19 protein-coding genes are annotated in these 17,151 nt (G+C 71.5%); 5 read left to right on the top strand and 14 right to left on the bottom strand.

Going from position 1 to position 17,151, the window contains the following annotated elements; translation table 11 throughout:
- Positions 1-41: 41 nt before the first annotated feature.
- Genes BBK82_RS55390 through BBK82_RS44545 form a run of 7 tightly spaced genes read right to left on the bottom strand, consistent with a single transcriptional unit; the run spans position 42 to position 4,913 of the window.
- Positions 42-185: a hypothetical protein gene (locus tag BBK82_RS55390; protein WP_237047928.1), complete on the bottom strand. Its 144-nt coding sequence runs from the start codon at positions 183-185 to the stop codon at positions 42-44.
- A complete protein-coding gene (locus tag BBK82_RS44570; RefSeq protein WP_237047927.1) occupies positions 157-900 on the bottom strand; it encodes a YveK family protein in 744 nt (247 codons plus the stop codon). The genes BBK82_RS55390 and BBK82_RS44570 overlap by 29 nt, the downstream gene beginning before the upstream one ends.
- Positions 897-1,895 carry a glycosyltransferase gene (locus BBK82_RS44565; RefSeq protein ID WP_237047926.1) on the bottom strand — a complete coding sequence of 333 codons (999 nt, stop codon included), beginning with the start codon at positions 1,893-1,895 and terminating at the stop codon, positions 897-899. The genes BBK82_RS44570 and BBK82_RS44565 overlap by 4 nt, the downstream gene beginning before the upstream one ends.
- Positions 1,896-1,934: 39 nt before the next feature.
- Positions 1,935-2,567, bottom strand: coding sequence for an O-antigen ligase family protein (locus tag BBK82_RS55385; protein WP_237047925.1), 633 nt, complete (start codon positions 2,565-2,567; stop codon positions 1,935-1,937).
- Positions 2,510-3,163, bottom strand: a complete 654-nt coding sequence (locus BBK82_RS55380) for a hypothetical protein (RefSeq protein WP_065920298.1) — start codon at positions 3,161-3,163, stop codon at positions 2,510-2,512. Before BBK82_RS55380 ends, BBK82_RS55385 begins: the two co-directional genes overlap by 58 nt.
- The gene (locus tag BBK82_RS44550) at positions 3,157-4,095 is read right to left on the bottom strand and encodes a polysaccharide deacetylase family protein (protein ID WP_065920297.1); all 939 of its coding nucleotides are present in this window, start codon (positions 4,093-4,095) and stop codon (positions 3,157-3,159) included. The genes BBK82_RS55380 and BBK82_RS44550 overlap by 7 nt, the downstream gene beginning before the upstream one ends.
- Positions 4,092-4,913, bottom strand: coding sequence for a hypothetical protein (locus BBK82_RS44545; RefSeq protein ID WP_065921868.1), 822 nt, complete (start codon positions 4,911-4,913; stop codon positions 4,092-4,094). Before BBK82_RS44545 ends, BBK82_RS44550 begins: the two co-directional genes overlap by 4 nt.
- A gap of 161 nt (positions 4,914-5,074) precedes the next feature.
- Here BBK82_RS44545 and wecB point away from each other — a divergent pair, with 161 nt between their 5' ends.
- On the top strand, positions 5,075-6,205 hold the full coding sequence (wecB, locus tag BBK82_RS44540) for a non-hydrolyzing UDP-N-acetylglucosamine 2-epimerase (RefSeq protein WP_237047924.1): 1,131 nt from the start codon (positions 5,075-5,077) through the stop codon (positions 6,203-6,205).
- Here wecB and BBK82_RS44535 read toward each other — a convergent pair.
- The 6 genes from BBK82_RS44535 to BBK82_RS44510 all read right to left on the bottom strand — a co-directional run bounded on the left by BBK82_RS44535 (position 6,202) and on the right by BBK82_RS44510 (position 12,229).
- A complete protein-coding gene (locus tag BBK82_RS44535) occupies positions 6,202-7,149 on the bottom strand; it encodes a quinone oxidoreductase family protein (RefSeq protein ID WP_065920295.1) in 948 nt (315 codons plus the stop codon). The genes wecB and BBK82_RS44535 overlap by 4 nt on opposite strands.
- The gene (locus BBK82_RS44530) at positions 7,134-8,000 is read right to left on the bottom strand and encodes a dioxygenase family protein (protein WP_065920294.1); all 867 of its coding nucleotides are present in this window, start codon (positions 7,998-8,000) and stop codon (positions 7,134-7,136) included. Before BBK82_RS44530 ends, BBK82_RS44535 begins: the two co-directional genes overlap by 16 nt.
- Positions 8,001-8,003: 3 nt before the next feature.
- Positions 8,004-8,795: a citryl-CoA lyase gene (locus BBK82_RS44525; RefSeq protein ID WP_237047923.1), complete on the bottom strand. Its 792-nt coding sequence runs from the start codon at positions 8,793-8,795 to the stop codon at positions 8,004-8,006.
- The gene (locus BBK82_RS44520; protein WP_065920293.1) at positions 8,792-9,919 is read right to left on the bottom strand and encodes a CaiB/BaiF CoA transferase family protein; all 1,128 of its coding nucleotides are present in this window, start codon (positions 9,917-9,919) and stop codon (positions 8,792-8,794) included. The genes BBK82_RS44525 and BBK82_RS44520 overlap by 4 nt, the downstream gene beginning before the upstream one ends.
- A complete protein-coding gene (locus BBK82_RS44515; RefSeq protein ID WP_065920292.1) occupies positions 9,919-11,349 on the bottom strand; it encodes an amidohydrolase family protein in 1,431 nt (476 codons plus the stop codon). Before BBK82_RS44515 ends, BBK82_RS44520 begins: the two co-directional genes overlap by 1 nt.
- A gap of 76 nt (positions 11,350-11,425) precedes the next feature.
- Entirely contained in the window at positions 11,426-12,229 is an 804-nt protein-coding gene (locus BBK82_RS44510) for an IclR family transcriptional regulator domain-containing protein (protein WP_065920291.1), read from the bottom strand.
- A 108-nt stretch (positions 12,230-12,337) separates the two neighbouring features.
- Here BBK82_RS44510 and BBK82_RS44505 point away from each other — a divergent pair, with 108 nt between their 5' ends.
- From BBK82_RS44505 to BBK82_RS44490, 4 genes are all read left to right on the top strand, one after another.
- Positions 12,338-12,679, top strand: coding sequence for a hypothetical protein (locus tag BBK82_RS44505; protein ID WP_065920290.1), 342 nt, complete (start codon positions 12,338-12,340; stop codon positions 12,677-12,679).
- Between the two features lie 343 nt (positions 12,680-13,022).
- A complete protein-coding gene (locus BBK82_RS44500) occupies positions 13,023-13,757 on the top strand; it encodes a carbonic anhydrase family protein (RefSeq protein ID WP_065920289.1) in 735 nt (244 codons plus the stop codon).
- Between the two features lie 151 nt (positions 13,758-13,908).
- The gene (locus BBK82_RS44495) at positions 13,909-15,099 is read left to right on the top strand and encodes an MFS transporter (protein ID WP_065920288.1); all 1,191 of its coding nucleotides are present in this window, start codon (positions 13,909-13,911) and stop codon (positions 15,097-15,099) included.
- A gap of 204 nt (positions 15,100-15,303) precedes the next feature.
- Complete coding sequence (locus BBK82_RS44490; RefSeq protein WP_237047922.1) at positions 15,304-16,530, top strand: MFS transporter; 1,227 nt, start codon at positions 15,304-15,306, stop codon at positions 16,528-16,530.
- On the opposite strand, the gene BBK82_RS44485 is transcribed toward BBK82_RS44490, so the two are convergent.
- Positions 16,437-17,030 carry a DedA family protein gene (locus BBK82_RS44485; RefSeq protein WP_065920287.1) on the bottom strand — a complete coding sequence of 198 codons (594 nt, stop codon included), beginning with the start codon at positions 17,028-17,030 and terminating at the stop codon, positions 16,437-16,439. The two genes, BBK82_RS44490 and BBK82_RS44485, sit on opposite strands and share 94 nt — an antisense overlap.
- Positions 17,031-17,151: the final 121 nt, after the last annotated feature.

Genomic DNA, 17,151 nt, shown 5'->3' with positions numbered 1-17,151 from the left:
GGTGACCTCCGGTCGGGGAGTGGGGAGGTTCGTCGGTGCAGTCACGCCAGCACCACCGCCACGAGGACGGCCGACGCCGGCAGCACCGCGAGTGCCGTGGCCAGGTCGTCGCGGCGCATCCCGTCGCTGGCCGCCACCGCGATCACCGCGGTGCCGTCACCGGGCTCGGAGGCCTTGTCCGGCAACGTCCGTGCCAGCTCCTCGGCCCGTGCGCCGAGCTCCGGGCTCACCGGCAGCACGCGCACCGGCCGGGCCGCCGCCACGCACAGCGCGGTCAGTCGTTCGGTCAGGCCGGCGTCCCCGTCGTGCGCGATCACGACCGGGTGCCGCACACCGGCGGTCGTCAGCACGTGCCGCACGACGCTGCCGGTGCCGCGCAACCGGCGCACCGCACCCACCGCGACCCCGCGACCACCGCGGCGACCAGTGCCAGGCCGGTGGCCAGCCGCGGGTCCGCGCGATCGACGCGGTCTCCGGCTGCGGGTCCACCAGGCGGAACCGGGCGGCCGGTGCGAGCAGGTCGGCGTCGATCACGGCCTGCGCCACCGCGGAGACCGCCTTGGCGGCCTGCTCCGGTGACCCGGCGCGGACCGAGATCCTGGCGACACCGGAGGCGGGCACCAGTTCCACCGCGATCGCGTCGGCCAGGCGGTCGGCGGGCAGGCCTGCCGTGCGCGAGGCGGCGTCCAGGACGGACGGGCTGCGCACCAGCTGCACGACCGCGGGGGTCGCCAGCGAGGTGACCTCGCCGAACTGCGCGCTGTCCGGTGTGGACGGTGTGGCGAGCAGGGCCAGCCTGCCCTCGCTCTCACCGTCGCGCAGGCCGACGGCCAGCAGCACGAGTGCGCCGACCACGACCGCGGCCAGCAGGCCTTCCACCACAGCTCGGGGAGCTCTCATCTTCTTCGTGCCTCCAGCACGGTACGAAGCAGTTCGTCGTAGGACTTCATCAACGTGTGCGCGTCCGCCGAGCCGTCGCGCGACACGGCGACCGCGCGGGCCAGCGGTGAGCTGAGCAGGGCGCGCAGGGCTTTCGCGGTCTCGGCCGGGCTGCGGCGCGGCACCAGCACACCACCGCCACCCGCCAGCACCTCGCGCACACCGTCCACATCGGACGCCACGACCGGGCGGCCGGCGGCCAGCGACTCGAGCAGCGCGATCGGCATGCCCTCCCAGTCGCTGGTGAGCACGGTGACGTCGGCGGCCTCCAGCAGGTCGCGCACGTCGGTGCGGGTGCCGAGGAACCGCACCCCGTCGAGCCGCGCGGCCTGCTCCTCCAACTGCCCGCGCAGGCTGCCGTCACCGGCCAGCCAGAGCTCGGCCCGGCCCCCGACCGACGCCCACGCGTCGAGCAGCACGTCGTGCCGCTTCTGCGGTTCCAGCCGCGCCGGGCACAACGCCACCGGCACGTCCGGCGCGGTGCCGAGCGCCGCCGCAGCGAGGCCCGGTCCGCGGAGGGTGCCGACGGAACACCGCGTTGGGATCACCTCGGCGGCCAGCCCGGCTTCCCGCAGCCGGTCGGCCGCCGCGTCGGCGACGGCGACCACGCGGTCGGACACGCGCCGCAGGACCTTCACGGCACCGGCGACGTCGGCCTCGGCCACGCCGTGGAAGACCGTCACCAGCGGCCGTCGAGGTGCCGCGATCCGTGCGGTGAGGCTCGCGGACACGTTGTGCGCCAGCACGACGTCCGGCCGGAACCGCCGCACCGCGACCGAGACGGCCCAGGCCGCCCGCCACTCCGAGAGCTGACCGGCGGGCGACGGGCACGGGGAACACCGGCACGCCGGCAGCGCGCAGGGCGTCGAGGCGGAAACCGGGACCGCTGGCCACGGCCGACTCCCAGCCGACGTCCGTGCCGGCTGACGCCATCCCGGCCACGACGGCTTCGGCACCGCCCGCGCCCATCTCGCTGATCACGTGGAGAACGCGCATCAGACCTCCTCCGGCCGCTTGTTCCGCACCACCGCGACGGGCATCGGCGAGCGCCCCGCCCGCCGTTCTCCCACCGCCACCAGCCGGCCGTCCCGCGCCCGTTGCTCCAGCGCCACCGCGACCGCGACCAGCGACCACAGGGGCAGGTAGTACTGCTCCGACAGGAACACCGACGCCACCAGCACCGCGATCAACGCCGCCTGCACCGCCACCACCGGCCGCCGGTCCGCCCCGAGCCGCAGCGCGCGTTCCGCCGCCACGAACCCGACCGCGATCACCGCCACCAGCACCAGGAACCCCGGCAGGCCCAGTTCGGCGGCCACCTCCAGGAACAGGTTGTGCGCCACCGGCGTCTGCTCGTCGAGCTCGGCGTTGTGCGAGGCCGCCGCGTAGTGCTGGCGGAACCCGCCCGGCCCCACCCCGAGCACCGGCGAGTCGGCCAGCATCCGCGCCGCCGCCTGCCAGCGCAGCATCCGCGTGTCGGCGTTCGTGCCCGCGATGTGGCTCTTCTCCTGCAACGCCCGCGCCAGCTCCGCGTGGGCCACCTGCGCGAACACCAGCGCCGCCACCCCGGTCACGGCCGCGGTGACCACGACCGCCCGCACCGGCAGCGCCGCCGGGCGATCAGCCACGCCAGCGCGCACGCCAGCGCCAGGCCACCACCACGGGAGAACGTCGCCAGCGCACCGGCCACCAGCACCGCGCCCAGCAGGAAGAGCACGATCCGCGCACGCCCCCTCGCCGGCAGCGCCACCAGCAACGGCAACGCCGCCACCAGGAAGAACGCCAGGTCGTTGGGGTCCTCCAGCGGCCCGGTCGCCCGCAGCTCGCCACCCACCACGCTCAGCAGCCCACCCGCCGCCACCACCGCGCCCGTCACCGCCGCCGCGAGCAGCGCCCAGACCGGCACCTCGCGCGCCGCCACGTCCGCCAGCACGACCGTGACCACCAGGAACGGCGCCCACCGCACCAGGTACTCGAACGTGAACGGCTCCGCCGCGTGCACCGCCGACGTCGCCAGCAGCACCACCGCCAGCAACGCCAGCAGCAGGTGCAGCGGGTGCGGCGCGGGCAACCGCCGCCGCAGCACCAACGAGAACAGCCACACGCCGATCAGCGCCGCGGGCACCACCTTGGCCGACTGGCCGTGCACCTGCAGCAGGTACCCCTCCACCGGCGCCAAAGCCGCTGTGGCGCAGGCGAGCACGCGCAGCAGGACGGTCAGCATGTGACCGGATCACGTTCCCGCAGGCCGGAAGCGGCCACCCGAGCGACGTGCTCGCCGGTGCCGACCACCTCGAAGTGCTCGCGCAGCAACGACAACACCCAGTCCAGCAGCGCGACCTTCTCCGCGCCGGGCACCGCCATGCCGGGGAAGAACTCCATCCCGGGCGCCTCGGTGCCGGACAGCACGTCCGTCGGGTGCAGCAACAACGACGGGGAAACCTTGCGCGCACGGCACAACCGCAACGCCGTGCGGAAGTACCCGCGGGCCAGCCGGGGTGAGAGCTGGTGCAGCTGCAGGAGGTACGCGCCGTGGATCGGCACCCGCAGCAACGGCATCGTCGTCACCGGCAGCTCGACCAGCCCGTCGCGCCACCGGTACGCGGTGTTCGGCGCCTTCACCCGGCCGAACCCGCCGAACAGGTCCTCGCCGCCGGCGGTCGAGCCCGCCGTCCGGTTGTGGTACGCCCGCGCCAACGGCCCGATCCACGTCGGCAGAACGCTTGCGTCATAACGGTATCCGCGCCGCGACAACAGGTCCAGCAGCGGGGGCGTCACGCTGTACCCCGGCCCGCGGAACCCGACCGGCCGCGGTGCGCCGGCGGCGGTGATCGCGTCCTCCGCGCGCACCACCTCGGCCTCCAGCTCGGCGGCGGAGTACCGGTGCAGCCACGGCTCGTGCCGGAACGAGTGGTTCGCCACCTCGTGCCCGGCCGCCGTGATCGCCGCGACCGCCTCGGCGCCGTCGTCGCGTTCGGCGTCCGCGCCGACCACGAACACCGTGGTGGTCAGGCGTTGTTCACCGAAGACGTCCAGCAGCCGCGGCACCGCCGACGGCAGGAAGCTCGGCCGGCTCTCCCAGCGCGGGTCGCCGTGCGTCTTCAGGTATGCCCAGAGGTTGTCGAGGTCCAGCGACACGCTGGCGACGGGCTTCACCGGTCGGCCCCGACCAGCTCCGGCGCCGGTCGTGACACCGAACCGAGCACCAGCACACCGGACACCACCAGCAGCACGCCGAGCCCGACCCACCACTCCCGGCCGGGCGCGATCCGGTCACCCATCAACGTGAGCCCCACCGCGGAGCTGAGCACCACCGTGGTCGCGTCCATCGACGCCACCGCCGACGTGGCCGACCCGCGTTGCAACGCCGTCGCCAGACATGCCTGTCCCACGAAGGCCGCGAGCACCATCACCCACGTCAACGGGTGCAGCACCACGTCGAGCAACGGCTTGCCGGCCACCGTGCGCGCCGCCACCGCGACCACCGCGAACGCGATCCCGGCCAGCACCGGCGTCGCCGCCTTCACCGAGCGCGCCAGGGGAAGCACCGCGAGCGCCAGCAGGAGCAGCACGATGACGCTGGGCAGCAAGGGAAGTTCCCGAGCCGTGGACGGCGCCGCCGCACCCGTGAGCAACACCAGGCCGCACGCCATCACCACCAGCACCGCGATCTCCACGGCCCGGATCCGCCACCGCAGCGCCAGCACGCCGACCACCGTCGCGAGCCCCACCGCGCACGACGACCCGGCCTGCACCAGGTACAGCGGCAGCTCCGCGCGGGCCAGGAACGCGAACAGGAAACCGCCGACCTGGCCGGCGAAACCCAGCAGGTACAACCGATCCGTCGCCAGCCGCGCGAGCAGCCCGACCCCGGTGCCCGCGCGCTCGTCCGCCCTGCGCGCCGCGACGGTCTGGGCGACTATGCCCAACCCGTAGAGCACAGTCGACACCGCAAGGGCCAGATGACCGGACACGCAGGACACTCCGTTGGTTGTGGCGAACGCGCTTCGACGGCGCCTCAGACAGGGGCCGACAATAGACACCCCTGTGCCGCAACACTTTCGAGCGATACGCCAAGCAACACCTTCGGGTGAACGATGCGGGCGCTTCAAGATCGATGAAGTACTTTGCCGCCGTGCGGGAAACGAACACCGTGACGATCGTCTGCGGCACCAGGCCGGAGCTCATCAAGCTGGCACCACTCGTCGACCACCTCGGCAGCGCGTGCTCCATGATCTACACCGGTCAGCACTACGACCGCTCGATGTACGCGCAGATCCGCAGAGACGTGCCGGAACCGGGCGCGTTCCACGAGCTGTGCCTGGGCGGCCTGCGCCGGGGCGACCAGCTCGGCCGCGCGGTCTCGGCCGTGGACGAGGTGCTCGCCGCGGAACGCCCCGCGGCCGTGGTGGTGCAGGGCGACACGACCTCCGCACTGGCCGGCGCGCTCGCCGCGAACGCCTGCGACGTGCCGCTCGTGCACGTCGAGGCCGGTCTGCGCAGCTACGACCGCGCGATGCCCGAGGAGCACAACCGAGTGCTCATCGACCACCTCTCCGACCTCTGCTGCGCCCCGACCTCCCTGAACCGCCACAACCTGCTCGCCGAGGGCGTGGCGGACGGCCGGATCGTCGTCACCGGCAACACCGTCGTCGAAGCCCTCGCCGACGCCTTCCCGTCGCCGGACGAGGAACGCGACGCGCTGGCCGGCGCGGGCCTGACCCGCGACCACTACGTCCTGGCCACGATCCACCGCCCGGAGAACGTCGACGACGCGGCGAACCTGGAGACCATCCTGCGCGAGCTGGGCCGGCTGCCGTTGCCGGTCGTGCTGCCGCTGCACCCGCGCACCGCGGGGAGGATCAGCGCGTTCGGCCTCGACGGCTTGCTGCGCGGCCTGCGGGTGGTCGAACCGCAGCCGTACCGCGCGTTCCTGGCCCTGGCGCACGCCGCCGCCGTGGTCGTGTCGGACTCCGGCGGCATCCAGGAGGAGGTCAGCGTGCTGAAGCGCCCGGTCGTCGTGGTGCGCAACAGCACCGAGCGCCCGGAGATCGAGGGCACGTTCGGCACGCTCGTCCCACCCGGCGCGCGCATCGGCACCGAGGTGCTGCGGTGGCTGGACGACGTGCCCGGCCACCGCGCGGCGCTGCGGGAGATCCCCTCGCCGTACGGGACGGGCTCGCCGTCCGAGCAGATCGCCGTGGCGGTGCGGGAGATGCTGGGCCACGAGCTCCGCGAGCCCGTCGCCGCCGGAATGCGGGGTTAGGGCACCAGCACGATCCGTCCGCGCGTGCTCCCCTCTGCCTGCCGCTGCCAGGCGCCGGCCACGTCGGCGAGCGGCACCGTCTCGTGGTCGACCGCGAGCAGGCCCCGTGCCGCCCACCGTGCGACGGCCGAGATGGCGTCGGCCCGTTGCCGGCGCGTGAGCTCGTTGTTGGTGTAGCCGGACAACCGCAGCGAACGCCCGCGCAGTGCGGACGAGGTGATCGGGCTCGTCTCACCGGCCGACCCGCCGAGGTTGACCCACCGGCCACCCGGTCGCAACGCCTGTGCGGCCGCGGCGGCGGGGACACCGAAGAGCGGGTCGAGCAGCAGGTCGGCGTCCGGCGCGGCGGCGGTGAACCGTGCGGCCAGCGACGCGAAGTCGTTGCTGGCCAACAACACCACGTCGTCGGCACCGGCGGCCAGCGCCCGGTCACAGCCTTGAGCGGACCGGGCGGCACCCACCACGCGGGAGGCACCCGCGATGCGCGCGAGCTGGACAGCGGCCTGGCCGACGGCTCCGGTGCCCAGCACGATCACACTCTCCCCGGCCGCCAGCGAGCCGCGCCAGGTCAGGGCCATGTGCGCGGCGACGGCGGACAACCCGAGCGCGGCCAGTGCGACGGGGTTGGTGTTGTCGGGCAGGAAGACGAGATCTTCCTCGTGCACCAGGGCCTTTGCGGCCATGCTGCCATCGCCTGGCGCCATGCCCGCGGTCGTCGGGAACCACACCGCGCGGCCGCCGACCGTGCCGACTCCCTGCACGCCGGGCACGTACGGCACCTCGGGGACGCCGAAGTACGAGGTCCCGCCCCAGCACAGCAGGTCGAGCGGGGTGAGCGGGGCGGCGAGGACCTCCACGAGCACCTCGCCGGGACGCGCGACGGGCTCGCCCCGGTCAGCGAGCGACGGTGGCTGACCGGGACGAACGATCAGTGCGGCGTGCACGGCTGCAGCACGAAGTCGAACTGCGCCCGCACCCACGGCACGGCCGACGTGCCGCCGTCGGGGGTCGGACCGGGCTCGCGGGCCTCGAACCTGACCACCAGCTCCTGCTTGGTGCCGAAGACGACGTCGCTGTCGAGGTACTCGGCGCCCTCCTCGAACAGGTGCGTGATCAGCGGCTCGAACCCGTCGGCGGTGAGCAGGAAGTGCACGTGCGCCGGGCGGAAGTGGCTGATCTCTGTCTGCTCGACCAACGCGCCGACCGGGCCGTCCATCGGGATCGAGTAGCCCTTCGGCGTGATCGTGCGCACGCAGTACGTGCCGTCCTCGCGCGCCCGGTACTTGGCGCGCAGCCTGGCCTCGTCGACGTCGAGCTGGGCCTCGTAGGCGCCCTCGGCGTCGGCCTGCCACACGTCCAGCACGGCACCGGACACCGGCGTGCCGTCCAGGGAGCGCACGGTCCCGGTGAGGTACAACGGGGTTCCGGCCACGTCGTCGGACATGTCGCCGCCGAAGCCGAGCTCGGGGGAGCCGTCGATGTGGAACGGGCCCAGCACGGTCGCCGGGGTGGCACCGGGGGAGAACCGGTGGTTCATCTGCACCACGAGCATGCTCAGCCCGAGCACGTCGGAGGCCAGGATGAACTCCTCGCGCTTGGCGTCGCTGATCTGCCCGGTCGCGGTGAGCCACTGGACGGCGGCCATCCACTCGTCCTCGGTGAGCCGGACCTCGCGGGCGAAGTCGTGCAGGTGGCGGACCAGCGCGGTCATCAGCTGCGCAGTGCGCGGATCCTTCGCCGTGGCCCAGCGCCGCTGCGCGAGCTCGGTGATGTTGTCCTCGGTGACGAGCTGCATTGCTCACTCCTGGGAAGGCGCGACGGACCTGGTGTTCGTGTCGACGGACAGGAAGATGTCGTTGGCGACCGGGTTGCGCAGCTCCTCGGCGAGCTGGCCGATCAACCCGGCGGTGCGGGCGAGCAGGGCGAAGCCGCGCAGCAGCTCCAGCGGCAGGCCGAGGTCGGCGAGCACCGCACCGCACGTGCCCGCGCCGTTGAGCGGCAGGGTCTTGCCGAGCACCTGCGGGTGCGCGCGGCCGATCGCGGCGAAGAGCTGCAGATGCGGCCCGACGAGGCCTTCCTCCTCGGCGATCTGGAACAGCCGGGGAGTGCGCGGGTCGCCGTTCTTGTGCACGTGGTGGCCGAGACCGGGAATGCGTGCCTTGCCTTGTGCACGAACGGTTTCCAACGCCAGCGCGTCCCAGTCGTCCGGCTCGGGGTGAGTGCTGATGACGGCGTTGAGGAACCGGCCGCAGTCCTCGGTGACGCCGAGGAACCGCGACCCGCCGCCGAGCAGCCCGGCCGCGAGCGCGCCCTGCACGGAGTCCGGTGCGGAGAGGAACGTCAGCCGGCTGACGATCGCGGTCGGCGTGAACCCGTGGTCGGCCAGCGCCGCGAGCACCGCCTCGAACAACCGCGTCTCGCCGGGGCTCGGCCGGCGCTGGGTGGCGAGCCAGAACGCCAGCTCGCCGAACCCGACGGTGCCCATCACGTCCCGGGCGAGATCGGTGCCCAGCAACGTGATCGTGTCGGGGGTCGACGCGCCGAGCGCGGTCTCGTAGGTCGCCACGCCCGGCTGCGGGTCGGCCGTCACTGCTCCTCCTCCAGCCACGCGCGCAGCTCCGCGCCGTGCTCGTCCAGCCGCGGCGGCGGCAGCTCGTACACCGCCGGTGTCTCGGAGAACCGGATCGGGTGCCGGGTCGTGGGCACGTCCCCGACCACCACGACCGGGTCGAGCCCGAACCGCTTGGCCATCGCGAACCCGCCGTCGATGGTGTTGATGGGCCCGCACGGCACCCCGGCCGCGACGAGCAGGTCGAACCACTCCACCGCACCACGCGTGCGCAGCCGTTCCAGCAGCAGCGGCCGCAGCTCCTCGCGGTTGCGGGTGCGGTCGGCGTTGCGCGCGAACCGCGGGTCGTCCGGCACCTCGGGCAGCCCCAGCACCTCGCACAGCTTGCGGAACTGGCCGTCGTTGGCGGCGGCGACGATCAGGTCGTTGTCGGCCGTGGGCAGCGGCTCGTACGGGAACACGCTGGGGTGCGCGTTGCCCATCCGGAACGGCACGACGTCCCCGGCCACGTACGCCGAGCTGTGGTTCACCAGACCCGTCAGCGCCGAGGACAGCAGGTTCACCTCGACCAGCTGGCCCTGCCCGGTCGCGTCGCGGTGCCGCAGCGCCGCCAGGATCCCGATCACCGCGTGGTTGCCCGCCATCACGTCGAACACCGAGATCCCGGCGCGGTAGGGCGGCCCGTCCGGGTCGCCGGTGAGGCTCATCAACCCGGAGATCGCCTGCACCATCAGGTCGTAGCCGGGGACGTGCCTGCCCGCCCCCGAGCCGAACCCGGTGATCGACGCGTACACCACCCGCGGGTTGGTCGCGCTGACGCTCGCGTGGTCCAGGCCGTACTTCGCGAGACCGCCCGGCTTGAAGTTCTCGATCACCACGTCCGCGCGCCTGGCCAGCTCGCGGCCCAGCGCGGCGTCGTCCGGGTCGCGCAGGTCCAGCGCGATCGACCGCTTGCCGCGGTTGATGCCGAGGTAGTAGGTCGACACGTCCTCGCGCACGGGCGGCACCCACGTGCGCGTCTCGTCTCCCTGCGGGCCTTCGACCTTGACCACGGACGCGCCCATGTCGGCCAGCAGCATCGTGGCGTACGGGCCGGCGAGCACGCGGGAGAAGTCGGCGACGAGCAAGCCGTCCAACGCACCCATCAGACGGACGTCCTCGTGTCGCCGCGGTACTCGGTGTAGGTGTAGGGGTTGTCCAGCACCTTCGCGGTGGGGATGTCCGGGTTCATGCCCTTCTCCCACGCCTCCTCGCCCATGGTGGTCCTGAGGTGCTCGACGGTCTGCTCGACCTGGCCGCGGATGGCGGTCAGGTCCACACCGACGAGCCGGTGGTCGCGCTTCACGATCCGGCCGTCGACGATCACGGTGTCCACATCGGACCGTTGCGCCTGGAACGCCACGTGCCCGTACGGGTTCAGGATCGGGAACATGGCGGGGGAGTGTTCGTTGCGCAGCAGCACGATGTCGGCCTTCTTGCCGACTTCGATGCTGCCGAGGTCGTTACGCCCCAACGCTCGCGCTCCGCCCATGGTCGCCCACTCGACGACGTGCTCAGCTCGTAGCGACGAGTGCGTGACGGTGTCGTTCTTCGCGTGCGCGGCCATGTGTTCCCTCGCGCGGTCGGCACCCAACGTCGTGCGCATCGCGGAGAACAGGTCGCCGCTCCACCACACCGACGTGTCCATGGACAGCGACACCGGGATGCCGTGCGCGCGGATCGCCCAGGTGGGCGGGTAACCCTGACCCGCGCTCTGCTCGCTCTCGGTCGACACGGAGATCGACCCGCCGGTGGCCGCGATGCGGTGGTAGGAGTCCGCGGACAACGTAGCCGCGTGCACATAGATCGACTGCGGCGTCATGAAGCCGTTGTCGTACATCAGCCTGATGCCGTCATCGTTCGTCGCACCCCACACGCCGGCATGCGTCGTCACGGGCACACCGAGCTCACGCGCCACCTCGAACGCGGGCTTCTCCGGGAACTCGGGGTCGCCGGTGACGTCGAACGCGAGCTGGAAGCCCAGCATGTCGTCGCCGGTGATGCGGCGGTGCACGAAGTCGCGGAACTCCGGCTTGGCGGTCCAGGAGGCGGGGCTGTCCTGGATGTTGCCGTACGCCAGCACGAACCGGCCGGGCACCTGCTCGAACGCGTCCACGGCCGCGTCGGCGTGGTCGACGGTCTGCAGCCCGTGCGACCAGTCGACGGTCGTGGTGACACCGGCGTCGAGCGCCTCGGCCGCGCCGAGCAGGTTGCCGGCGTGGACGTCCTGCGGCCGGAAGACCTTGCCCCACTCCAGGTAGTACCAGACGAAGTACTGGGTGAGCGTCCAGTCGGCGCCGTAGCCGCGCATCGCGGTCTGCCAGAGGTGCCGGTGGGTGTCGATCATGCCGGGCATGACGATGCCGTGCGAGGCGTCGACCTCCTCGGTGCCCGGTGGCACCTCCAGCCGCGGCCCGATCGCGGCGATCTTGTCGCCGACCACCAGCACGTCGTGGTCGACGAGCACCCGGCGGTGACCGTCGATCGTGAGCACCGTGCCGTTCCGCAGGACAACAGGACGTCTTTCGCCGACCATGACGGGCCTCCTCGACCGGCATGCGGACAACTGTCCGTTGAATCGTCAACCTTCGCGCGGCACCGCGTCAAGCCCCTCAGGCGACGACGACGTGCGGCACGGTGCCGAGCCGCGCGAAGTCCGCGCTGATGTCACCCGCGGTCTGCAACAGCAACGGCAGGTGGTGGTCGAGCATGTGCTGCAGCGACGTCTCGGCCGCGTGGCAGTTGACGTTGAGGCCGGCGACGACCTTGCCGTCCCCGTCCCGCAACGGCGCCGCGACCGACCGGATCCCCGGCGCCAGCTGCTCGTCGGTCAGCGCCCACCCGCGCGCCCGCACGTCCCGCAGCTCGGCATCGCGCTCGGCCCGGTCCGGCTGCCAGCGCGCGGTGAGCCCCGACCGGGTCGGCTGCGCGAGCACGGCTTCCAGCTCCTGCGGGTCGAGCGCGGCGAGCTGCACCTTGCCGAGCGACGTGGGCAGCGCCGGGAACCGCGTCCCGATCTGCACCGACAGCGTGACGATCTTCGGCACCGCCACCCGTGCCACGTAGACGATGTCCGACCCGTCGAGCTGCGCGATGGAGCACGACTCGCCGGTGCGGCTCACGAGCCGTTCCATGTGCGGGCGGGCCACGTCCCACAGCCCCATCGACCGCACGTAGGTGACACCGAGCTCCAGCACCTTGGGCGTGAGCGCGAACCCGCCGTCGCTCTGCCGCGCGTACCCGAGCTCGACCAGGGTGAGCAGGATCCGCCGCGCCGTGGGCCGCGCGAGACTCGCGGCCGCGGCCACCTCGCTGAGCGTCATGACCGGCTTGAGCGGCTGGAACGAGCGGATCACGTCGAGCCCGCGGGCGAGCGCCTCGATGAAGTCGGGGCCGGTGTCAGGACGGGCTGGCATGGCGCACCTCTCCCAGGTCCAAGGTCGTCGTTCTACGATATCGGACATCCGTCCGCCTGCCGAAAACGCTTGTCGCCGACGGTGGCGCGCTGGGTAGTGTCCGCGGCTGTGAACACGACTGTGCTGTGGCGGCCGACCGGGCCGGAGGAGCTGGAGCTCGTCCGCGCGTCCGGCTGGCGCGCCTGGCCACCGCGACTGCCCGACCAGCCGATCTTCTACCCGGTGTTGAACGAGGAGTACGCGGTCAAGATCGCCCGCGAGTGGAACGTGCCGCACAGCGGGGTCGGGTACGTGACGCGGTTCCACGTGGAGACGGAGTTCCTGGAGCGGTACCCGGTGCAGCAGGCCGGTGGGCGGACGATCTTGGAGCTGTGGGTGCCGGCGGAGGAGCTCGAGGAGTTCAACGGGCACATCGTCGGGGAGATCGAAGTGGTGCACGAGTTCCGGTGATGGCACTGAGGGGGTACTGCGCACGGGGAGTCGTGCGCAGTACAGCCGATCCACGGCCGAATGAGTGCTACGGCGCGGTTGTCGCTCACAGTCACTATGAGGGCAATTCTCTCTAACCGGAACGAATCGGGCGAACCGAATTGAGAACTTCGGAGTTCTCGAAATTGCGTCTGAGGCAGTTCTTGCAAACAGGTGGCAAATGCGCTTCTGAAGCGGTTCACCTGCGGTTACGGTGCGGAATTGGGAGATAAGTCCGATTCCTGCACCAGGAATAATGCGTCTCAATGAGAGCGCGCCCACACTCCACTTCCGCATTTCACTCGATCGGGTGAATTGTGGCGCGATGAACCTGAAACGGTCCCTTCCGGCTCTTCTGCCGCTGGTGCTCGCCACGTCGTTCTTCGCGGCGGGCCCGGCCGAGTCGGGGACACCGAAGCAGAGTCCCGTCAACGTCACGCCCGGCGCGATCCGGTTCGACCCGCACGCGCCCAAGCTCGACGTGACCTACGGGCACTCCGCGCTGGAGTTGAAGTACATCCGCAAGGACGCGGACAAGGCAGATGGCTGCACAGTCCGCGACCACGAGGAGACAGAGGAGGCGGAGGTCGAGCCCGGATCGGGCCACGTCACCGTCGCCGGCACCCGGTACGACCTGGTGCAGTTCCACTTCCACACGCCGTCGGAGCACCAGTTCGTCGGTCACAGCTACCCGCTGGAGATGCACTTGGTGCACCGCAGTGCCGCGGGCAAGTTGCTGGTCGTGGGTGTTCCTCTGCGCGTGGGTGCGCACTCGGTGGTGGACACCGTGTTGGCCAAGCTCTCACCTGAGTGCGGTGAGCCGGTCGACATCGCGCCGGTCAACTTGAACTCGTTGCTGCCGGCGAACCACCACACGCTGCACTACACCGGTTCGCTCACCACGGCGCCATTCACCGAGGGTGTCGAGTGGTACCTCACCACCGAGCAGACGGTGTCGGCGGCCACGATCGCCCGGTTCCAGGGGCTGTTCACGGCGGGCAACGCCCGTGCGACGCAGCCGCTGAACGGCCGGACGCTCAACGAGGTCCCGCGCATCTGACCCACCACGCACACTGCTGACGAGGCCGGCTCCCGCCCTGGGGCCGGCCTCGTCGCGTGACGAGCTTCACCGGTTCAGGAGTCGTCCGCAATTTCCCGCGTATGCAACTATTGCTCGCGCTGGCAACCTACGACTTCAAGGACCGTGTGACATGCCTGTCGCCCTGCTCGCCCTCGCGATCAGTGCTTTCGCCATCGGCACCACCGAGTTCGTCATCATGGGCCTGCTGCCCGAGGTGGCGGCGGACCTGGGTGTCTCCATCCCGTCCGCGGGTCTGCTGATCTCCGGCTACGCGCTCGGCGTCGTGGTCGGCGCCCCGCTGCTGACCGTGCTGGGCGGGCGGCTGCCGCGCAAGAAGATGCTGCTGGCGTTGATGGTGCTGTTCATCGCGGGCAACCTGCTCGCCGCGGTCGCCGAGACCTACGGCGTGCTGATGAGCGGCCGTGTGGTGGCGGCGCTGGCGCACGGCGCGTTCTTCGGCGTCGGTTCCGTGGTCGCCGCTGACCTCGTGGCACCGCAACGCAGGGCGAGCGCTATCGCGTTGATGTTCACCGGTCTGACCGTGGCGAACGTTCTGGGTGTGCCGATGGGCACCGCACTCGGTCAGGAGCTGGGCTGGCGGTCGACGTTCTGGGCGGTCACCGTGCTCGGTGTGATCGGGCTGCTCGGGATCGTGTTCCTGGTGCCGCAGCAGCAGGCGCAGGAGCGCGATCTGCGCGGTGAGCTCGCCGTGTTCCGCAACCCGCAGGTGTGGCTCGCGCTGGTGATGACCGCGCTTGGGTTTGCGGGCGTCTTCGCGTCGTTCACCTACATCGCGCCGATGATGACGACTGTGGCCGGTTTCTCCTCCGGTGCCGTGACGTGGTTGCTGGTGCTGTTCGGCATCGGCCTGTTCGCCGGCAACCTGCTGGGCGGCAAGGCGGCGGACCGGTCGGTGATGAAGAGCCTGATGGTCATCCTCGTCGCGTTGGCGGCCGTGCTGACGGCGTTCGTGTTCACCGCGCACTCGCAGTGGGCCGCCGCGGTCACCATCGTGCTGTTCGGCGCGGCCGGGTTCGCGACGGTGCCGCCGTTGCAGATGCGGGTGATGCAGACCGCCGAGGGCGCGCCCGCGCTGGCGTCGGCGGCGAACATCGCGGCCTTCAACCTGGGCAACGCCGGTGGTGCGTGGCTCGGCGGGCTGGCGATTGAACGCGGTCTCGGCTACACCGCCCCGAACTGGATCGGCGCGCTGCTCGCGGTCGCGGGTCTGGCGGTCGCCGCGGTCTCGGTCGGGCTGGAGCGGCGTCGTGCGAGCGAGCGGGTGCCGGCCGGTGCCGGCGCGGTGTCCAGCCACGAGTGAGCCTTCATCCTGTGTCCCCCCAGTGCGATCTCCTCTGCTGGGAAGGACACCGCGCGGGTGCGTTCGGTTGCACGCGGGCCGCATGTGAGCAGATGCACCGCGCAGAGCCTTCTGAAGCGCGTCAGAAGAGCCGTAGGATGGTTTCCCGAAGCTAACTAATTCGTCCTGCGTCAGCGCCGACCGGACATCTGATCAGGAGCGAGTGTGAACACCACCCGCGCCATGACCGCTCTCGCGCTCGGCGGGTTCGGCATCGGCACCACCGAGTTCGCGACGATGGGTCTGCTGCCGCAGATCGCCGCGACGTTCGAGATACCCGACTACGAGGCCGGGCACGCCATCAGCCTGTACGCGGCCGGTGTCGTCGTCGGCGCGCCGCTGATCGCGGTGCTCGGCGCGAAGCTGCCGCGCAAGGGCATGCTGATCGGCCTGATGCTCGCCGTGGCGCTGGGCAACGGTCTGTCGGCCGCGGCGCAGGACAAGACGTTGTTGTTGGTGGCGCGCTTCGTCGCGGGCCTGCCGCACGGCGCGTTCTTCGGCATCGCCGCGGTCGTCGCCGCCACGCTTGTGGCGCCTGAACGCCGTGGCACCGCCGTGGCGCGGGTGATGGTCGGGCTGACGGTCGCGAACCTGGTCGGTGTCCCGCTCGCCACCGCCGCCGGCCAGCAGATCGGCTGGCGCACCGCCTACCTGGCCGTGGCCGTGATCGGCGTGGTCACCGCGCTCGCGATCGCCGCCTGGGTGCCGCGCGTGCCGCTGGACGCGGGTGCGTCGATGAAGAGCGAGGTCAGGGCCTTCCGCAGGCCGACGGTGTGGTTCGCGATCTTCACCGGCATGATCGGCTTTGGCGGCATGTTCGCCGTCTACTCCTACGTCGCCCCGATCACGACCGAGGTCGCGGGCCTGCCGGCGAGCGTGGTGCCGTGGGTCCTCGCGGTGTTCGGCCTGGGCATGACGCTCGGCGCGATGTGGGGCGGCCGGTTCGTGGACCGCTCGTCGACGGGCTCGGTGTTCGGCGGCCTGGTCGCCGTGTGCGTGATCCTGGTGCTGTTCGGCCTCACCGCGGCCATGCCGGTGTTCCTGTTCGCGCTGCTGTTCCTGCTCGGTTTCGTGGTGCAGATCCTGGCCGCCGCGCTGCAGCTGCGCCTGATGGACGCCTCGCCGGACGCCCCGTCGCTGGCCTCGTCGTCGAACCACTCGTCGCTCAACGTCGCCAACGGCGCCGGCGCCTGGCTGGGCGGCCTCGCCATCGCCGCGGGCTGGGGCTACGTGTCGACCGCGTGGGTCGGCGTCGCGCTGTCGGTGGCAGGCCTGGCGATCGCGGTGGCCTCGGTGTTCTACGAGCGGCGTGCCTTGGACCGCGAGACCGCGAACCAGACGATGGCGATGACCAGCGCGGCGACCACGGCCGTGGAGATCCACCCGAGGTAGCGGTCGACGAGCTGGTAGTTCTCACCCAGCGCGTACCCGGCGAGGATCAGCGCGCTGTTCCAGATGAGGCTGCCCGCCGCCGTGTAGACCGTGAACTTGAGCACCGGCATCCCGGACACCCCGGCCGGGATGGAGATCAGGCTCCGCACGACCGGCACCATGCGCCCGACGAAGACGGCCTTGGTGCCGTGCTTGTCGAACCACTCGTCGGCCTTGTCCACATCGGACGCGGTGACGAACGGGATCTTGTCGGCGATCTTGCGCAGCCGCTCCAGCCCCAGCCACGCACCCAGCCCGTAGAGCACGAGGGCTCCGACGACGGATCCCGCCGTGGTCCAGAGGATCGCGGCGATCAGCGAGATCTTGCCCTGGCCGGCGGTGAACCCCGCCAGCGGCAGGATCACCTCGCTGGGCACGGGCGGGAAGACGTTCTCCAGCGCGACCGCGAGGCCCGCGCCGGGGGAGCCCAGTGCCTCCATCAGCTTCGTGATCCAGTCCATGGTTGTCGATTTACCCGTTTTGAGCGGCCTTTCAACCCCGTGGTCCGATCCGGTGAACCGCGGGCTCCTCACGGGCCGGGTCGCCCGGTGATCGTGCCGAGGTCTACCGTTGACGCTCTTC

Origin of the sequence: Lentzea guizhouensis (assembly GCF_001701025.1) — a bacterium.
Lineage (GTDB): Bacteria > Actinomycetota > Actinomycetes > Mycobacteriales > Pseudonocardiaceae > Lentzea > Lentzea guizhouensis.
The sequence above is the reverse complement of the archived record's forward strand: the minus strand, read 5'-3'. Positions and strand labels throughout refer to the sequence as shown.

Bases quoted from the DNA above. Each gene is read 5' to 3' on its own strand.
- BBK82_RS44510 (WP_065920291.1), bottom strand. From the start codon at position 12,229: ATGCCAGCCCGTCCTGACACCGGCCCCGACTTCATCGAGGCGCTCGCC.
- BBK82_RS44520 (WP_065920293.1), bottom strand. From the start codon at position 9,919: ATGGGTGCGTTGGACGGCTTGCTCGTCGCCGACTTCTCCCGCGTGCTC.
- BBK82_RS44500 (WP_065920289.1), top strand. From the start codon at position 13,023: ATGAACCTGAAACGGTCCCTTCCGGCTCTTCTGCCGCTGGTGCTCGCC.
- BBK82_RS44530 (WP_065920294.1), bottom strand. From the start codon at position 8,000: ATGCAGCTCGTCACCGAGGACAACATCACCGAGCTCGCGCAGCGGCGC.
- BBK82_RS44515 (WP_065920292.1), bottom strand. From the start codon at position 11,349: ATGGTCGGCGAAAGACGTCCTGTTGTCCTGCGGAACGGCACGGTGCTC.
- BBK82_RS55380 (WP_065920298.1), bottom strand. From the start codon at position 3,163: ATGCTGACCGTCCTGCTGCGCGTGCTCGCCTGCGCCACAGCGGCTTTG.
- BBK82_RS44495 (WP_065920288.1), top strand. From the start codon at position 13,909: ATGCCTGTCGCCCTGCTCGCCCTCGCGATCAGTGCTTTCGCCATCGGC.
- BBK82_RS44570 (WP_237047927.1), bottom strand. From the start codon at position 900: ATGAGAGCTCCCCGAGCTGTGGTGGAAGGCCTGCTGGCCGCGGTCGTG.
- BBK82_RS44485 (WP_065920287.1), bottom strand. From the start codon at position 17,030: ATGGACTGGATCACGAAGCTGATGGAGGCACTGGGCTCCCCCGGCGCG.